The sequence below is a fragment of the Xanthomonas sp. Leaf148 genome (assembly GCF_001423585.1).
Taxonomy (GTDB): Bacteria; Pseudomonadota; Gammaproteobacteria; order Xanthomonadales; family Xanthomonadaceae; genus Xanthomonas.
Window position 1 is genome coordinate 244,624 of the sequence record NZ_LMOP01000011.1, and the last position, 18,045, is coordinate 262,668.

At 66.6% G+C, this 18,045-nt stretch carries 14 protein-coding genes; 7 read left to right on the top strand and 7 right to left on the bottom strand.

The features are described from left to right. Nucleotides 1-152: 152 nt before the first annotated feature. Complete coding sequence (locus ASF90_RS16740; protein WP_055852786.1) at nucleotides 153-1,118, top strand: hypothetical protein; 966 nt, start codon at nucleotides 153-155, stop codon at nucleotides 1,116-1,118. Nucleotides 1,119-1,461: 343 nt separating this feature from the next. Beyond that, nucleotides 1,462-3,753, top strand: a complete 2,292-nt coding sequence (locus ASF90_RS16745; protein WP_055852789.1) for an ATP-binding protein — start codon at nucleotides 1,462-1,464, stop codon at nucleotides 3,751-3,753. 108 nt (nucleotides 3,754-3,861) lie between these two features. Here the strand turns inward: ASF90_RS16745 and ASF90_RS16750 are convergent, their stop codons facing one another. The 3 genes from ASF90_RS16750 to ASF90_RS16760 all read right to left on the bottom strand — a co-directional run bounded on the left by ASF90_RS16750 (nucleotide 3,862) and on the right by ASF90_RS16760 (nucleotide 7,694). Beyond that, nucleotides 3,862-4,269: a 2-oxoglutarate dehydrogenase gene (locus tag ASF90_RS16750; RefSeq protein WP_153066504.1), complete on the bottom strand. Its 408-nt coding sequence runs from the start codon at nucleotides 4,267-4,269 to the stop codon at nucleotides 3,862-3,864. 34 nt (nucleotides 4,270-4,303) lie between these two features. Further along, on the bottom strand, nucleotides 4,304-6,031 hold the full coding sequence (locus tag ASF90_RS16755) for a peptidase S10 (protein WP_055852794.1): 1,728 nt from the start codon (nucleotides 6,029-6,031) through the stop codon (nucleotides 4,304-4,306). A gap of 490 nt (nucleotides 6,032-6,521) precedes the next feature. Beyond that, nucleotides 6,522-7,694 (bottom strand): HDOD domain-containing protein, encoded by a 1,173-nt coding sequence (locus ASF90_RS16760; protein WP_055852797.1) that lies wholly within the window; start codon nucleotides 7,692-7,694, stop codon nucleotides 6,522-6,524. Between the two features lie 244 nt (nucleotides 7,695-7,938). Here ASF90_RS16760 and ASF90_RS16765 point away from each other — a divergent pair, with 244 nt between their 5' ends. After that, the gene (locus ASF90_RS16765) at nucleotides 7,939-8,415 is read left to right on the top strand and encodes an SRPBCC family protein (RefSeq protein WP_055852798.1); all 477 of its coding nucleotides are present in this window, start codon (nucleotides 7,939-7,941) and stop codon (nucleotides 8,413-8,415) included. Between the two features lie 410 nt (nucleotides 8,416-8,825). Here the strand turns inward: ASF90_RS16765 and ASF90_RS16770 are convergent, their stop codons facing one another. The 3 genes from ASF90_RS16770 to ASF90_RS16780 form a co-directional block, all read right to left on the bottom strand. Then, a complete protein-coding gene (locus ASF90_RS16770) occupies nucleotides 8,826-9,137 on the bottom strand; it encodes a protealysin inhibitor emfourin (RefSeq protein ID WP_055852801.1) in 312 nt (103 codons plus the stop codon). Next, nucleotides 9,134-10,198, bottom strand: coding sequence for a M4 family metallopeptidase (locus tag ASF90_RS16775; protein ID WP_055852803.1), 1,065 nt, complete (start codon nucleotides 10,196-10,198; stop codon nucleotides 9,134-9,136). Before ASF90_RS16775 ends, ASF90_RS16770 begins: the two co-directional genes overlap by 4 nt. 110 nt (nucleotides 10,199-10,308) lie before the next feature. Further along, nucleotides 10,309-10,965, bottom strand: coding sequence for an SDR family oxidoreductase (locus tag ASF90_RS16780; RefSeq protein ID WP_055852806.1), 657 nt, complete (start codon nucleotides 10,963-10,965; stop codon nucleotides 10,309-10,311). Nucleotides 10,966-11,054: 89 nt separating this feature from the next. Between ASF90_RS16780 and ASF90_RS23585 the strand changes: the two genes are divergently transcribed. Further along, nucleotides 11,055-11,327: a hypothetical protein gene (locus ASF90_RS23585; RefSeq protein WP_153066505.1), complete on the top strand. Its 273-nt coding sequence runs from the start codon at nucleotides 11,055-11,057 to the stop codon at nucleotides 11,325-11,327. Here the strand turns inward: ASF90_RS23585 and ASF90_RS16785 are convergent. Beyond that, the gene (locus tag ASF90_RS16785; RefSeq protein WP_055852809.1) at nucleotides 11,309-11,923 is read right to left on the bottom strand and encodes a TetR/AcrR family transcriptional regulator; all 615 of its coding nucleotides are present in this window, start codon (nucleotides 11,921-11,923) and stop codon (nucleotides 11,309-11,311) included. The two genes, ASF90_RS23585 and ASF90_RS16785, sit on opposite strands and share 19 nt — an antisense overlap. A gap of 213 nt (nucleotides 11,924-12,136) precedes the next feature. Here ASF90_RS16785 and ASF90_RS16790 point away from each other — a divergent pair, with 213 nt between their 5' ends. The 3 genes from ASF90_RS16790 to ASF90_RS16800 all read left to right on the top strand — a co-directional run bounded on the left by ASF90_RS16790 (nucleotide 12,137) and on the right by ASF90_RS16800 (nucleotide 18,005). Beyond that, a complete protein-coding gene (locus ASF90_RS16790; protein ID WP_055852812.1) occupies nucleotides 12,137-13,348 on the top strand; it encodes an MFS transporter in 1,212 nt (403 codons plus the stop codon). A gap of 216 nt (nucleotides 13,349-13,564) precedes the next feature. Continuing rightward, entirely contained in the window at nucleotides 13,565-14,005 is a 441-nt protein-coding gene (locus tag ASF90_RS16795) for an NUDIX domain-containing protein (protein ID WP_055852814.1), read from the top strand. Between the two features lie 277 nt (nucleotides 14,006-14,282). Continuing rightward, a complete protein-coding gene (locus ASF90_RS16800) occupies nucleotides 14,283-18,005 on the top strand; it encodes a M48 family metallopeptidase (protein WP_055852981.1) in 3,723 nt (1,240 codons plus the stop codon). The last annotated feature ends 40 nt before the right edge of the window (nucleotides 18,006-18,045 follow it).

An 18,045-nucleotide genomic window follows, 5' to 3' on the forward strand; every position in this document is an offset into this window, starting at 1 on the left:
GGCAAACAACGGCGGTGGAAACCAACAGTGGGCGCTCACGGTAGCGGCTGCCTGACGCGAATGCACTAGCTGCACTGGTGCATTCGGCTCAGGCGTCCAGCCGGTGCCACTTCCACACTAGCCGCACTTTTCCACTGTAACGAGGCCACTCCATGGCACAGGTTATCCGTCATTCCTACGCTCCCAAGATGTCGTGGGGCGCCGTGCTCGCCGGCTGCACCGTCGCGCTGGTGACCTATCTGACCCTGAGCGTGCTGGGCACCGCGATCGGCGCGTCCACCATCGACCCGCTGCGCGAGGTCAACCCGGTCAGCGGGCTGGGCACCGGCGCCGGCATCTGGCTGGGCGTGAGCACCCTGATTTCGATGGCGGTGGGCGCATTTGTCGCCGGCCGGTTGGCCACCTCCCGTGGCGGCACGCACGGCTTGCTGAGCTGGGCGGTGACCTCGCTGGTGACCCTTTGGCTGGTGGCCGCGCTGGCCAGCAGTGCGGTGGGCGCGGTGTCCGGCGTGGTCGGCAAAGGCTTGTCGCTGACCGGTCAGGGCATTGCCGCCGCCGCACCGACGCTGGGTAACGGCGTGCAGGATGAGCTCAAGAAGCAGGGCATCGACCTGGAATGGGGCGACCTGCGCGGCCAGCTGGAAACGGTGCTGCGCCAGACCGGCAAGGCCGAGCTCAACCCCGAGCGCTTGAAGGACCAGGCCGAAGGCGCCACCACCGACGGCAAGGCCACCGCCAGCGACGCGGCGCAGACTCCGCAGGCAGCACCGGACGCCTTTGCCGCCTGGTTCGACCGCGTGCGTGCCCAGGCCAAGCCGGCCATCGACGCCGCCGACCGCGATGCCCTGATCAACCTGATCATGGCCCGCACCGGCAAGCCGCGCGCGCAGGCCGAGCAGATTGCCGACAACTACGCGCAGACCTATCAGCAGGCCATGGCGCAGTACGCATCGCTCAAGCGCACCGCTGAGCAGAAGGCCCGTGAGGCAGGTGATGTAGCTGCCCGTGGCGTGTCGCGCGCGGCCTGGACCACCTTGGCGCTATTGATCCTGGGCGCCGGCATCGCGTTTGGCGCTGGCCGTATCGGCCGCCGCACCGACCCGATCATCGAGGTATAAGCGCTTGTGTTGAAGGCCCACGGTGGGGACCGTGGCCTGCAGCAGGGCGCCGTGCGCAAGCCGGCGCTGTCGACAAGGAGCAGGAGGTGAGCAAGGTGCAGGGGCAACCCTTCCCGGCAATGGATGCCGCGACTCGCTCGACACCGGGCCATCTAGGGATGGCCCGGTGTTTTTTGGTTGTCGCGTCGGGGCGGTGTGGGTGACGACAGGCCTGGTCAGCTGCCGCCATGTCGCAGCGGTAATCGCAGGCAACCACGGCGTCCACGCCACCGCAGACACCGGCCGCCTCACCCGGCCGACGCCGCGCAGGCACTGCACATCCCGCGCAGGAGCGCATGCCACAATGCGGCCACTTCCAACCAGGCACGGCCGCCATCACGTGAGCACAGCGCACCCCGCCATCGAGCCGAGCGGTCTGGAATTTCTCTCCGGCGGTGGCGTCATGGGCGCGGTGATCCGGGCGCACGACTGGGCGGCCACGCCGCTGGGCGAGCCGCACACCTGGCCGCAATCGCTGCGCTCGGCGTTGTCGATGATGCTCAACGCCAAGTTGTTGGGCGCAGTGCTGTGGGGGCCGCAACTGCGCCTGTTCTACAACGATGTCTACCTGCAATCGTTGGGCGACCGCCATCCGCACGCGCTGGGGCAACCGGTGGCCGAGGTCTGGGGCGAAACCTATGCGCCCATCGCCGAGGATTTTGCACAGGTGATGCGGACCGGCGACGGCTACGGCCAGGGCGTTGTTTCGTTGCCGATGGTGCGTAACGGCGTGCGCGAAACCACGTACTGGAATTCCACCGCCTCGCCCATCCGCGGAGAAGACGGCAGCATCGTGGGGCTGTTGAACATCGCCATCGAAACCACCGCGCAAGTGGCGGCCGAGCGCCATCGCGAGATTCAGAACGCGATGCTGAGCAATGCGAACACGCATCTGGTGCATGAAGTGGTGAGCCGCACCAGCGAGCGCGATCGCGCGCTGGAAGCGGAGACCGTCGCGCGCCGCAATGCCGAGCGCGTGCAGCTGGCGCTGGCGGCCGGCGCCATCATCGGCACCTGGATCTGGGACCTGCCCACCGATGCGTTTTCGGTGGACGAGGCCTTTGCCGACACCTTCGGTTTCGATCCGTCCATCAGTCGCACCGGCCTGCCGTTGGAGCAGGTCATCGCCACGGTGCATCCGGACGATCGCGACGGCCTGCGCGCGGCGATCAGCGAAGCGACCGCACGTGGCGGCGCCTATGCGCACCAGTACCGGGTTAAGCGTCGCGACGGCAATTACTACTGGCTGGAGGCCAATGGCCGCGTCGAACATGCGCCCGACGGCACGCCGCTGCGGTTTCCGGGCGTGTTGCTGGACATCGACGCGCGGCACGCCTTGTCCGAAGAGCGCGACCGCGCATTGGCCGCGTTGCGCGAGCTGAGCGAGACGCTGGAACAGCGCGTCACCGCGCGCACGCGCGAGCTGATGGTCGCCGAAGAAGCGCTGCGCCAATCGCAGAAGATGGAAGCGGTGGGTCAGCTCACCGGCGGGCTGGCGCACGACTTCAACAATCTGCTGGCCGGCATCTCCGGCGCACTGGAGTTGATGACGCTGCGCATGGAGCAGCAGCGTTTTCCCGAGCTACCGCGCTATCTGGGCATCGCGCAGAGCGCCACTACCCGCGCGTCGGCCTTGACGCACCGCTTGCTGGCGTTTGCACGGCGGCAGACGTTATTGCCCAAGCCGACCAATGTCAGCCAGTTGATCGTCGATATCCTGGAGCTGGTGCAGCGCACGGTGGGCCCGGGCATCCATGTGGAGTACACGCCCAACACCGCACTGTGGCCTGCGTTGGTAGACGCATCGCAGCTGGAAAATGCGTTGCTCAATCTGTGCATCAACGCGCGCGACGCCATGCCCAATGGCGGCTGTCTGCGGATCGAGACCGGCAACCACTGGATCGACCACGATCTGGCGCGGCAACTGGGCATGCGGCAGGGCCCATACCTGTGGCTCTGCGTCGGCGACACCGGTACCGGCATGCCGCCGGACGTGGTGGCGCGCGCGTTCGATCCGTTCTTCACCACCAAGCCGCTAGGCGAAGGCACCGGGCTGGGGCTGTCGATGATCTATGGGTTTGCCAAGCAATCCGGCGGGCAGGTGCGGATCCAGTCGGAAGTGGGCAAGGGCTCCAGTGTGTGTCTCTATCTGCCGCGTCACCTGGGCGATGCAGCGCAGCCCGATGCCAATGCCCACCCGCTGCAACTCACCCCCACCGATGCCGGCGAGACGGTGCTGATCGTCGACGACGAACCGTCCATCCGCCTGCTGTTGGGCGAGGTGCTGCAGGAGTTGGGCTACACCGTCATCGAAGCCGGCGACAGCGTGGCAGGCCTAGGGCTGCTGCAATCGGACGCGCGCATCGATCTGTTGATCAGCGACGTGGGCCTGCCCGGCGGCATGAACGGCCGTCAGATGGCCGATGCCGGCCGCGCCCACCGCGCAGGTCTCAAGGTGCTCTTCATTACCGGGTTTGCCGAAAACGCATTGCTGGACGACCGCCACCTGGAAGCGGGCATGGCGGTGCTGACCAAACCTTTCAGCGTGAGCGTGCTGACAGCGCGGGTGAAGGAACTGATTTCCACGCAGGGATGAGTGTGCGCGCAGGAACTCGCTCGCGCTGCGAGTGCCTGCGCCGCGACCCTGCGGCAGCCATGCGTCCATGGCATAGGCGGTGTTCACTGGTGGCTGCAGTGGTCTGCATCATTTGTCGCGACGTTGATCGCGCAAGTACGCCTCGATGTCCTGCAGCGTGACGCGACCGCTGCCGCTGCGATCGATCTGCTCGAAGTGCGTGGCGACAAACCCCAGCCCGCGCGCTTGCGCCTGCTGCTTGGTGAGCGCATCGCGATGCGCCAGTGCACCACCCTCGTCGAGCGTGCTGGTGATGCGCTGTTGCGCCTGGTCTTCCAGCGTGTCGCCGGTGCTGTCCGTGCGCTCCGCTTCGAGGCCGAGCTGCGCGATGGGCATGAATGGGCCATCGATCCCTCCGTGGCGGGCGTTGGATGTGATGGACGCGACGCGTTGCGGCGGCAACGCTTGCGCACTGACGGTGGTCGCCACCACGGCAAGCATGGCGGTGGCGTAACGGAGGCAGCGGAGCAGGCGCATCAGGAGTTCCTCGCGATGGATGAGCGGAGCGCGATCATGGCGTTGCGGTTGCAGCAGTCGCAGCATTGACGTTGCGGTTGTCCGGCCATGGCGAATCCAGCAAGGCCAACGGCACGGCATCGGCGATCGGCGCGTTGGCGTAGTAGGCGGTGAGGTCGGCCTGCAATTTGGGGCGCGAGTTGTCGTCGAGATAGATCATGTGGCCGCCCGCGTAGGTAGCCACCTGCACATCGGCATCGAGATTGCGAATAGTGCGTAGCCGCGCCAGTTGTTTTTCGTTGCTGTAGAACGGCGTTGCAAGATCGTGATAACCGCTGACCGCAAAGACCTTGAGCGCCGGATTCAGGCGCAGCGCGCCAAGCAGGTCTGGCAGGGTATCTGGCAGCAGCCGGCCTGCATGGCGGAAGTCCCAGACGTTGATGATGTCCATGTTGAGCGAGGTATAGGTCGCGTTGGGCGCGCTATACCCCAGATAGGTGCGGAACTGCTGCGCCAGCGCGTTGGTCAGGGGGCGCTCGATCAGGATGTTGGACGGGTCGTTATCGTTCTTCAGTCGCCCGTCGCTGTTGGGCAGGCTGACGCGCCCGTCGTAGCGGCCGATGCTAGTGCCGGGCAGCAGACCTTGATTGAACGAGGCCAGCGAGAAGTAGCCTTGCAAGGCCTGCGTGGTCAATCCGGATAGTGGCCGCCACCGCGTCAGCACCGCTGCACCGGGTTGTACCGGCTTGCCCAGGATGGTTGGAAACCCATACTGACTGAGCACCCAGGTGGGGCCATAGCGCTGAAACTCCGCATGCACCACGCTGACGAACGCGCGCATCTGCAGCGCATAGAACTCATCGCTTGCGCTGACCTCGGTCTGCTTGTGATACGCGGCAACTGCGGCATAACTGGGGAAATAGCCGCCGATGGTGTCGCCGCTGTATTTCATGCCTTTTGCGTAATCCGGGTAATACAGCCCACCGCTCGCAATCGTGTCGGCGTAGTAGTTCAGGATCGACGACTGCAGCACGATGCCGCGCAAACGTACCCCAGCCGATTCCAGCGCCAGCGCCAGCATGGCGGAGCGGGTGGTGCCATAGGATTCGCCGAACAGATACAGCGGTGCATTGGCACGGCGATTGACCTGCACATAGCGCTGGATGAAGTCGCGCATCACCCGCACATCGGCATCGCTGCCCCAGAAGCTGGCATTGGTGTTGGGCAAGATCGCCTGCGACAGGCCGGTACCCGGCGGATCGATAAACACCATGTCGGTGCTGGCGATCAGGCTCTCGGCATTGTCCACCATCGGGTAATTGGGCCAGCTGCCGAAGCTGGGCGCTGCGGTGGCCATGCGCTTGGGTGCGAACGAGGCCAGATGCAACAGCGATGCCGATGCGCCGGGACCGCCGTTGTAGAAAAACGTCAGCGGCCGCGGTTTGCCGTTGCGTGCCGGCGCGGTGTAGGCCACATACGACAAGGTCGCTTGCGGCTGCCCGGCAGCGTCGCGCGCAATCAGGTGGCCGGTGCGTACGCTGTAGGCCACGGTGTCCTGCTTGCCGCGCCACAGGTAATGCATCAACGCAGAGCGCTCGTTGGCGACGCTTGCATCCAGCCCGGCGTCGGCCTTAACCGAATAGGCGATGCGATCGATATACGGGGTGTTGGCACTGGCCGCCTGCACCTGCTGCTGCGCGCCAACGCATAGCGGCACAGCCAGCAAGAGACCAAACAGCAGGACAAGCGGGTGTCGCACGGTACCGGCATTGCGCTGGGACATGGTGCACCTGTGGCAGAGGGAGGCGCTGCGAGGGTGTGGCGATCACACGCACCCCGCCGCGCACGGTCATTGCGCACGTGCGTTGCAGCCGGCATGTCATCCCAAGGTCGTGATGCAGCGAGCGGATCAGACCGGTGCTTAGCTTGTGGAGCCTGCCGGCCGCCTCTGAGACTGCGATGCGAAGCCACAGCGTGGCGAGCGAAGCGGAAACTGCGCTGGCCAGCGCCGGTGCAACGCGTTGTGACCGACTCGACATCGCTCCCGCGCGTCGCGCGCGGCGGCAGACCGCCCGGTCGATCAGTTGGTCGGGTTGTTCGTGTGGCTGCGCGCCGATGCCATGCGCGTTGAGCGGGGAGCGGGTCCGGCAGATGCATCCAGCCTGGCGGCGTGATCAGCCGGTCGGCGCAGCGGTGCAGGCCAGCAGCGCAACGCTTGCGCGGATGACGGCCAATGCACGCGATGCGCGAGCCAACGGCAGGCAGCTGCCGATCTACTCCACGCTGGCAGCCACCAGCCGCTGCCACAACGCAGCGTTTGCTTCTTCATCCGGTTCCAGCGTGGCTAGCACGCTGAGGGCGTGGTCCTCCTGCTCGGCGCCGCAGCGGGCCAGCATGGCCAGCGCGGCGGCCAGGCGGCCGTAGCGCAGGGCGCGCCCCAGGCTGGTGGCCAGCAAGGTGGTGTCGTACTCGGGGCGCTGTTCGTCCAGTGCGGTCCCCAGCACCGCCGGCAACTCCCAGGTGGTGGCGATGGTCTTGGCCACTGCGGCGGTATGGCGTTCGACCAGGGCGGCAGCCACTTCCAGGCTGTAGGGCAGGCCGGGGCGTTCGGCGTAGGCGTCGCGCAGCACGCGCAGGATCACCACCGCGCCCAGGCCCTGCAGCAGGCCGGCCAGCTGCGCCGACAAGGTGTCGCCGCCGCGTTCGCGCATATAGGCGGCCGCTGCGGTGGCAGTGCGCAGCGCGTAGTCCCACACCGCCGCGGGCAGGCGCGAGTGCAGGCCGCCATCCAGGCTCAACACCGGTTGCATCACCGCCGCGGCGACGATCTGGCGCACGCCCTCGGTGCCGATGTGCACCACCGCGCGCTCCAGGCTTTCCAGCGGAGCGCCTTGCGGGCGGTATAGCGCACTGTTGGCGATGCGCAGCAGGTTGGCCGACAGCGCGGGGTCTTGCGCGATGATGGCGGCGATACCGCGCCCGGACGCGTCCGGGTCGTTGACCGCGCGCATCAGCTGCGGCAGCAGATGCGGGCGACGTGGCAACAGCTGCGGGCGCAGGTCGACATGGTCGAGCGCGGCGGTCGCCACTTCCAGCACGGCGACCTGTGCGGGGTCGCTGGGCAGGCTGCCGTCGGCCAGCGACGGGTTGGCCATCACGGCGGCATACATGCGGCGCAGGAGCGGACGCATCGGCGGCGGCTCGGCCTGCAAGGGCTGCGCTGCGGCAGGCGCTGGCTGCGGCGGCGCTTGCTCGTCCATCGCGATCGGTGCCGGTGCGATCGAGGTTTGCGCGGCCGGCGCATCGGGCGCAGCGGAACCACCGGCTGCCGGGGCAGAGGCCTCGGGCGCGTGCTGGCGCATGCGCATCCACCACACGATGGCACCGACAATCATCGCCACAGCGACAAGTCCGGCAATAAGCAGCAACACAATCGCGAGCATCATAGGTCGTTGTCTGATGAATGCCGCGACTATCGGCGATGGCGGGCGCGGCGGCAATGTCGCGTGCAGTGGCGCGTGCACCGCGTGACCGTGGATGTCTGGCAAGAAGCGCGGCCTGGCAGGCGCCATGCCACGCCATCCCCGACGCATTCGGTGCGATCGCGGGCCACGCAGCGCCTGCCGCGTCGCTCGCCAGCGCCTGCTTCACCCGTGCTGCAGCTGCACTCCAGCGTCATCGATCGGTAGCATGATGGGTGTCTTCTGCCAGCCAAGCGAGTGCCCGATGTCCACAGTGACGCTCCACCGTGTCGTACGTGCCAGCCCCGAGCGCATCTACCGCGCCTTCCTCGATGCCGATGCGCTGGTCAAGTGGCTGCCGCCTGCCGGCTTCACCGGCACCGTCGAGCATCTGGATGCGCAGGTGGGCGGTACCTTCCGGATGGCGTTTACCAACTTCGCCAATGGCCAGCGCCACGCGTTTGGCGGGACGTACCTGGAGCTGCAGCCCAGCGCCTTGCTGCGCTACAACGACGTATTCGACGACCCGGCGTTGCCGGGCACCATGTTGACCACCGTGCAGTTGCACGCGCTGCCCTGCGGCACCGATGTGCACATCGTGCAGGACGGCATCCCCGAGCAGATTCCGCTCTACGCCTGCTACCTGGGATGGCAGGACTCGCTGACGCTGTTGGCGCATCTGGTAGAGGCGCAGACAGAGCACTGAGCGCGCCGGATCCGAGTGCGCGTGGCAGCGTCGGCGCACCCGGCGTTGCGCGCCGGTAGTGATCACGCGTGCATCGTGTTGTTGGGGTGCGTAACAGCAGGCGGGCGTGCACACAGTGCGCAGTGTCAGCTGCTGTAAGGGCGTTGGACGGTGTCTGCAGCAATGGCTGCAGCGCAGCAATGATGGGCGTGTCTTCAAGCTGACCCCTGCGCTGCACGTTGCGCTAACGCACCGATCCCCACCATGCGTCACCAGCTGTGCAGTTCTAGAGCATCTAGGCAGCTTAAAGGGTGCAGGCATCCGCAGTTGGACCACCTTCGACAGACACCGTGCACTGCACGGTGTCTTCGTTTGCGCGGTATGTGCACGCGCGCGGTGCACCAAGCGCACGCTCAGTGCAGCACACCGCGCTACAGCGTGCCCTGCTTCCATAGCCGCACGATTTCGGCCGGCGCGTGTTCTTCGGGAATGCGCAACGGTTCGCTGGCACCGTCCCAGGCGATGCTGAAATAGCGCCGGTCGCCGCCACCAGCCTGCGGGCGCGGCAACGCATGCACCAGGCATTGGTCCAGCAACGCGCGCAGGTGCAGCCGCTGCGCATCGTCCAACGCATCCATTGGCAGTTGCCGCTCGCGGCGCATGGCCGGGAACGCCGCCACACCGCCCTCGCGTGCAAGACGTAGCGTCACGCCCAACTCCACCGGCGGCCGCTGTGGACTCATGCGAGGACGCCTACGTCGCGCCAGGCCTGTTGCACGGCGCGTGTCTCTGCACTGTCAGCGCCGTAATCGGTGCTGGCGACAGTGACGGTGCGTGCGGCAAAGGTGGCGAAATCCGCAGTTGCGGCGAGTTCGCCACCGGTGACCGTGCGGTACCAGATGCGGCCGGTTGTCTCCCACGCAGCGCCACCGATCGCGACCGCAGCGCGATAGAACGCGTGATTGGGGATGCCGGAGTTGTAGTGCACGCCGCCATCGTCCTCCTGTGTGTTGACGTAGTCGGCCATCGTGGCCGGTTGCGGGTCTTTTCCCAGTGCAGGGTCATCGTACGCGCTGCCGGGCGCCCGCATCGAGCGCAGTCCCACTCCGTTGATGCCAGGCATCAGCAGACCTGCGCCGATGATCCAGTCGGCCTCGCTTGCGGTTTGGTGCAACGTGTACTGCTTGATCAGCACCCCGAACACATCCGACACCGATTCGTTCAATGCGCCCGATTGCCCCTGGTAGATCAGGTTGGCGGTGCGTTCGGTGACGCCGTGAGCGAGCTCATGGCCCACCACATCGATGGCGATGGTGAAGCGGTTGAAGACCTCGCCATCGCCATCGCCGAACACCATCTGCTCGCCATCCCAGAACGCGTTGTCGTAGCTACGCTCGTAATGCACGCTGCCGATCAACGGCATGCCTGCGCCATCGATGGAATTGCGCCCGTAGACGGTCTGGAAGAACTCGTGCGTGGCACCGAGAGCATCGTAGGCCTCGGTCACTGCCACATCATCGGTGGCCGCAGCGCCCTCGTCGCGGACCAGGATGCCGGGCAATGCGGTGCCCTGTTGCGCATCGTAGATGCGCCGCCGCACCGCTTGCATGGCCGGTGCGGCATCCGCTGCGAGGGCCTGTCCGCGTGCCAGCAGCCCACGCGCGCGCTGCTGGCGCAGGTGGGCGGTGATCTGGCGGGACAGTTGCGCGCAATGGCGTGCATGTTCGGGCGCCGCCTGTGCCATATGGTCCAGCAGATACGGCGGCAGGATGCCGGCACGGCGCGGGGCTAGAGGCGCAGACATCAGCGGACTCCACAGTGGGGTGTGCCCGCGACTATGCCGAGGCCGGGTTTAGGAAAACGTTAGGCCTGGTCGTGTTGCGCCCGTGCAGCGGGTTGCGACAGGCCTGGTGTTCAGTCCAGCTGCGACAAGGCGTCCTGGATCGGGGTCTGCCCGTCGATAAAGCCGACGGTCTTGCCGATGGTGGCCGGCGTTGCCAGTGCTGCGGCGATCACCTGAGCCACGTTGGCACGCGAGACGCCACCGTCGGCATCGCTGCCCGGGTCGCGGGTGATGCGGCCCGACGCTGGATCAAGCGTCAGCCGGCCGGGGCCGAGCACGGTCCAGTCCAGATGGGTGCTGCGCAGATGCGCGTCGGCCGCGGCCTTGGCTTGCGCGTAGGCAAAGAACCCGTCATCCGGGCCGATGCCGTGTTCCAGCCCGGCGCCGAGATACGACACCATGACGTAGCGGCGCACGCGAGCCTGTTCGGCCGCATGCATCGAACGGATGGCTGCATCGCGGTCCACCGCATAGGTGCGCGCGGCATCGCCGCCACCGGCACCGGCCGACCACACCACCGCATCGTGGCCGGCCAGCTGCGCGGCGATGGCGTCGGTGTCGGCGTGTTCGATGTCGAACACCACCGGCGTGGCGCCATCGGCAATGACATCGCCTTCGTGCTCGGGATTGCGGAACAGCGCGGTGACGTGGTGCCCGCTGGTCAACAGCAGTGGGGTGAGTAAACGTGCCACCTTGCCGTGGCCACCGATGACGAGGATACGAGACATGCACAACTCCAACCGATGCGCGCCGACACAGCGCCGAGGGCGATCATCCTCGCCAATGCGACGCTAAGACGATGTCAGCGCAGAGGGGTGTGAGTTCTTCCGATGGATCGATCGTGCAAGATTTGCAGGCGCGAAGAACGCTGTCAGCGACCAGAGGCAGTGAGCAGAGCGCAGCACTGTCGGGGCACGACACCGTCCATCCCAAGCTGATGAGCGCTCGCCATGCGGTGTCACCGTTCTCTGATGGGAGCCGCCATCAAGCGATACGTGTTGTCGCTGCCGTGGACGCGGCGCGGCGGGCGATGCATGCGCGCTGCCGCACCGAACGATTGCCAGGCATCGGCTATCCAGCGCTGTTGTGATCCCAAAGCTGCAGCACCTGCGCGATGGCTGCATCCATCAGCTTGAAGCCCACGCCATCCCTGGCGAGCGTGGAAAGCCCAAGCAGGAAGCTGTCGAAGACGCAGGTCAATGCGGCTGCATCGAGGTCGGCTGCCAATTCTCCGCTGGCAATTGCCCGCTCCACGCAGGCGCGGATGCCCGCACGTGTCCGCGCGCGCGACCGCGTCAGCGGGGTTGAGATCGCAGCCAGTTCCGGGGATGGCGCGCTCATGACCCCTAAGGCAACCATGCAGCCCTTTGGATGCCCGCGTTCGCACTGCATCTTGGCCGAGCGCCGCAGGGCAAGTTCCAGCGCCTGTCTTGGCGCAAGCGATGCATCCCACAAACAGTGGGTGACCTGCGCGTAAGTCGCCAGATAGCGCTCCATGCATTCTTTGTAGAGCGCTTCCTTGGAACCGAACGCTGCATAAAAGCTGGGCGCGGTGATCCCGCCGCCGATCGCAGCCTTGAGCTGGCTGAGCGACGTCGACTCGTAACCCTGTTCCCAGAACAAATGCAGTGCCTCCTCCACCGCGACATCCCGATCGAAGGTCCGTGGTCTGCCCATCTGTGCCATAACGCGCTCCGCCGCTTAGATAAATACTATTCGATACATATGTCATTGACAACCAAGGACTACCGACCTAGATTTATATCTATCGATACATATCTTGCGACGTCGCGAGACGACAATGTCGACAGGCCTGCGCAGCGGGTCTCTTTTTTTCTCATTTATGTATCGATCGATACATAGATAAAGAATTTCATTGCTCATGACCAAGGACATCTTGTGACTTCTTCCACTGCCTCGCCGGCACCTGCCGGTGCTGCTCCGCTACCCATCGCCGCGCTGCTGGCCTTGGCCATGACCGGCTTCATCTGCATCGTGACCGAAACGCTGCCGGCTGGCTTGCTGCCGCAGATCTCCGACGGCTTGGCAGTGACCCCCGCGCTCGCCGGGCAGACCGTGACCGCCTATGCGGTGGGCTCGCTGCTGGCGGCGATCCCGTTGACCATCGCCACCCAGCACTGGCGTCGTCGTCGCGTCCTGTTGCTCACCATCGTCGGATTCCTGGTGTTCAACTCCGTCACCGCGCTATCCACCCACTATGGTCTGACCCTGGTGGCACGGTTCTTCGCTGGCGCAGCGGCGGGCCTGGCGTGGAGCCTGCTTGCCGGGTACGCCCGGCGCATGGTTCAACCGGAACAGCAGGGAAAGGCCATGGCGATTGCGATGGTGGGCACACCGATTGCGCTGTCGCTCGGCGTGCCGCTGGGAACCTGGATGGGCGGGCTGATCGGCTGGCGCACCGCGTTCGCGGCCATGTCGGCACTGACGGTCGCGCTGATCGTCTGGGTGTTGCTCAAGGTGCCGGACTACCCCGGCCAGACTGCAACGCAGCGGGTGCCGTTGCGCAAGGTGCTCGGCACGCCCGGCGTCCGCCCGGTGCTTGCCACGGTGATGGCCTGGATGCTGGCGCACAACATTCTCTACACCTACGTGGCACCGTTCGCCGCACGTGCAGGCCTGGGCCATCGCGTGGACGTGCTGCTGCTGACCTTCGGCATGGCGGCGCTGGTGGGCATCGGTATCGCCGGCAAGTTGGTGGAACAGCATCTGCGCCGCACCGTGCTGGTGTCGTTGGCGACGTTCTTTGGGGTGTCGGTGGTGCTGGCCTTGCTGCAGGGAGTGCAGCCGGTCGTGTATGCGTGCGTCGCGGTCTGGGGGCTGACCTTCGGCGGTGCGGCGACCCTGTTGCAAACCGCGCTTGCCGATAGCGCAGGCGACGGCGCCGATGTCGCGCTGTCGCTTAATGTCGTGGCCTGGAACAGCGTCATCGCCGGCGGTGGCGTGTTGGGCGGAGTGCTGCTGGAGCATTGGGGAGCGCAGAGCTTTCCGACCGCCATGGCAGTGTTGCTGGCAATCGGATGGGCGATTGCATGGTCCGCACGCACCCACGGATTTGCGGCCGGCGCGCGCGCAGCGGTTCCTGGCCACTAGCGCGTGCGAGGGACGTTGCGCCCAGTGTCAGGCGGCGGTGGCGCTGCGCGGCAAGGCACGCGCTGACGCCCAGGCGCGACGCAGGTGAGCTGTACCTGGACGACGTGAGCGGTGGACGGGGACGTCACCCACACCGGAACAATGCCAACCTGCGCGTGACGCGTTACCCGTACGGCCACATCTGGGACAATTACCAGCCCGCTCACGAGACAGCTCATGCCCCATTCCGATCTGCGTGCCCGCGTTGGCTGCGGTGCCTTCATCCAACGCGCCGATGGCCACTTGCTGCTGGTGTTGCGCGGGCGGGCGCCCGAGCAGGGGCATTGGGGACTGCCCGGCGGCAAGGTGGACTGGATGGAAACGGTAGAGGCCACCGTGGTGCGCGAGGTGCTGGAAGAAACCGGCCTGCAGGTGCATCCGCAGCGCGTGCTGTGCGTTGTCAGCCACTTCGAGCCGGACATGGACCCGCCGCAGCATTGGGTGGCGCCGGTGTATCTGGCCGCGATCGAAGGCAGTGAGACCGCCGAGCTGCGCGAACCGCAGGTGCTGCTGGATATCGGCTGGTTTGCCCTGGATGCGCTACCCACGCCGCTGACCCGCTCGGCAAGGCAGGCGGTGCAGCAGCTCCAGGCGGAACGGGACGCACAGCCCGCCTGACACGTGTTGCTGCTGCGGGCCGCGCGTGGCAGCGCGCGGCGCCCGCAGGCACACATGGATTTTGCAGCAGCAGTCCGTTATTTTTGGCGCGTCCGGGGCGAGGGGAGATCGCACCTGGACATCGAATCACCCGGCCGGGATGCCGATTGACTGCGTTGCGCCCGGTTACTCATTACAGGGAAGAAGAATGGAATCGCTCTATCCGCAAGGCCCGGCGGTAGTGCCGGAACGGCTCACCGCACCCAGCAGCAAATACCGACGCAATGCCTGGCTGGCCATGCTCGGGCTGGGCGGCTTCATCGCCGTGTATCTGGGATTGCTGGGGTGGTTCGGTTGGACGGCGTATCGGCTGGCGTCCGGGCTGCTGCAGGGCTCCGGCGGCGAGCAGGCCGTGTGGATGTGGTTGGTGGCCGTAGGCGCCGCGTTTCTGGCCGTCTTCATGGCCAAGGCATTGGTGTTCAACAAGCGTGCCGAACGCGATACGCGCGCGCTGGAACTGCGCCCGGCCGAGCAACCGGAGCTGTTCGCGTTCCTGCATCGGTTGGCCGACGAAGCCGGTGCACCGCGTCCGCACAAGGTCTACCTGTCGGCGCAGGTCAACGCCGGCGTGTTTTACGACCTGTCGCTGCTCAACCTGCTGCTGCCCTCGCGCAAAAATCTGGATATCGGCCTGGGCCTGGTCAATGTGCTCAACCTGGGCGAATTGAAGGCCGTGCTTGCCCACGAATTCGGCCACTTCGCCCAACGCACGATGGCGGTCGGCCGCTGGGTCTACATCGCCCAGCAGATCGCCGCGCATATCGTGGGCAAGCGCGATGCCCTGGACAAGCTGCTGGCGACGCTGTCGCGGATCGACCTGCGCGTGGCGTGGATCGGCTGGGGCCTGTCGTTGATCGTGTGGTCGATCCGTTCGTTGGTCGAAATCGCCTTCCGTGGCGTGGTGCTGGCGCAGCGTGCGCTATCGCGCGAGATGGAATACCAGGCCGATCTGGTAGCCGCCTCGCTCACCGGCAGCGACGCCCTCGTCCACGCGCTGCACAAGCTGGAAGCGGCCGACGACGGCTGGCAGCGCGCGTTGCGCTTTGCCGGGCGCGAGTTTGCGCAGGACCGCCCGGTCAAGGATCTGTTCGCCATCCAGTCGCGCACCATCGAACACATGCGCGTGGTCTTGAACGACCCCGGCCACGGCGTGGTACCGGCGGTGCCCGAGGATGCGGCGCACGCGTACCGGCTGTTTCAGAACGACATCGCACAACCCTCGCAGATGTGGGCCACCCATCCGCCCAGCGCAGCGCGCGAAGAAAACCTCAAGCGTCACTACATCGCCTGCCCGATCGACGCCCGCCCGGCCATGGACGTGCTGCGCAACGCACAAGCGCTGCGCGAGCAGGTCTCGCTCGGCTTGTTCAACGGGCAGGCGCCCACCTGTGTGGACATCGAGGTGTCGCTGGCCGCGCTGGAGCGCGAGTTTGCGGCCCTGTCGTTATCGCGGCGCTATCAAGGCCTGTATCTGGGCCGCTCCTGCACCCGCGCTGCGCGAACCGTGGCCGAGCTCTACGCCGATCCGTTGCCGCAGGGCGATCTGCTGCAGGCGCTGGATGGGTTGTACCTGCCTGAGGATGGCCAGGCCATCGAGCAACTGCGCGAACGCGAGCGGCAACGCGCCAGCCTGCAGGCCTTGATGGACGGCGGGCTGCGTGCAAATGGCGGCGTGGTGACCTGGAAAGGCACCAGCCTGACGCGCGCGCAGCTGCCTGCGGTGATCGCAACACTCGATGACGAACTACAGGTGTTGCGTGCGCGGGTCAGCGGCCACGACCGACGCTGCCGCAGCGTGCATCTGGCCGCAGCCAACACCCTCGGCGGCGGCTGGCCCGAGCTGCTGCGTGGCTACCTGGCCGTGCTGCATTACACCGACCACACCCTCGCCGATCTGGACGATGCGCATCTGCTGTACCTGCAGACCTTCCACAGCGTGATCGCCGATGGCCGGGTGTCGGCCAAGGAGCTGCGCCAGCTGGTGGCCGCGTGCAATGAACTGCAACGGGTGCTGCGCCGGGTGTACGAACAGGTCGCGCACATGCGCTTGAATGCTCCGCTGGCCGCTGCCCTGGGCAAACAACAGTGGCAGCAGTGCCTGCCGGAGTTCCGGCTGTCCGAGGCCGACGAAAACAACATCAACCCGTGGATGGATGCGGCCAAGGGTTGGGTGCAGGTCACCATGAGCGCGCTGGGCGAGCTGCGCGATGCCAGCCTGGAGCAGTTGCTGCACGCCGAAGATGCAGTGGCCGAGCAGATGCGCCACGGCGCGCCGGCGCCCACCAGCGACACACCGGCGGCGGCACCTGCGGACTATCCGGCGCGTCTGCCGGGCGAGGAGCGCCAGCGCAACCTCAAACAAAACCTGTGGCAGCGCTTTCTGGCCGCCGATGGCCTGTTTCCCTCCGTTGCGCGCGTTGTGGTGGCCGCGTCCATCGTGGCCGGGGTGCTGTGGGCCGGCGGCACAGTCGGCCTGGCCGAGGTGGTGGCCTACAACGGCTTGCAGCAGACGGTGACGGTGCGCATCGACGACCAGATCGCCTCGCTGCCGCCAAACGGTCGGCATGTGTTCCAGCTGGCAGAGCAGGCAAGCCACCACATCAGCACGCGCTCTGCGGCAGGCGGGGTGATCGAAACCTTCGATGCGCCTAGCGGCGGGCACGGCGGCCAGTTCGCTTATAACGTGGCCGGCGCCGCGCTGCTGCTGCACTGGCGCGCCAGCTATGGCGCGGCTGCAGAAGACAGCACACGCCATCTCGACAACGCACGCTGGGAACGCACCACCGCGCAAGCGGTCTTCAACGAGCCGCCGCAAACGGTCAGCGGCAAGGGCAGCCAGTACCGCGATGTGGTGACTGCGGTGTCCGATCGGCCACCGCACCAACTGCTGGGCGAGCTGACACCTGCGCAGGATCTGGCGCTGATGCAGGCGCATGCACGCTGGGATGGCGCGCAATCGGCCTATCTGGAGCAATGGCTGGATCGCCTACAACGCGCGGCGCCGCAGGCAGTCCCGGCGATCCTGGCCGAGCGCCTGCAGCGCGACCCGCTGGATGTGGTGGCCTTGCGCGTCCAGCAGGACACCGCCACCCCGGAGCAGCGTGCTCAGGTCTGCAAACAGCACACGGCGATGGCCCTGGCCCGCCCCGACGCGCCGGCATTGCAGTACGCGGCAATCCGTTGCGGCAGCGACCCGGCGGCGCGCGATCGGGCCTTCCTCGATGCGCACGCGCGCTGGCCGAACGATCCGTGGCTGCAACGCGCTGCCGCCGCCGTGCATGCCGAACAAGGCCGCTTGCCGGAAGCGCAGGCGCTTTACGAACAAGTCGCACAGGTTCCGGCGATGGCCGATGACATCGTGCCGCAGCTGGTGCGGCTGCAGCGTTACCGTGGCCTGGCCCCGGATCTTGCGGCGATGGCGCAGCGCTCGCCAGCGCTGGCCTCGATGCTTGCGCTGGCAAGCGGCGAGGGCACGCAGGACACGCCATACCAGGGCTATCACGCATTGGCCGCTGGCCAGTTGGACGCTGCGGTGGCGGGCGCTGCGGCAGATCCCGAGGTCCAGGCAAGGCTGGTGCGGCTGGCGGCAGCATCGGAGGGCGCCACCGCGGCACTGCTGCAACAGGCACGCGCGCTCGGCGATGAGGCGGGGATCGATTATTTCACCGCACCGGTTGCGTGGGCCTTGGCCGCACGTCAGGGCTGGCCGGTGCAGGCAGCGCGCGACACCACCCTGCGCGATCTTGGCGACGACGCCACGGCGATCTCGCATTTCTTTACCGCCGTGCAGGCCGGCAACAGCCAGCAAGATGCCGAGGCGGCATTGAAGGGGGTCAGCCTGACCGGGCGCGGCGTGGCGTATGCGATGGCGGCGGTGTTGCTCGGTCAGCGCTGTCCGCAGGCATGGCGCGACGGCGCACGGAACTTGCTGTTTACCAACGAGCGGCCGTATCTGGGCTGAGCGTGGCGCACAGCAGCTGGCACGCAGTGCTCCGCTGCGT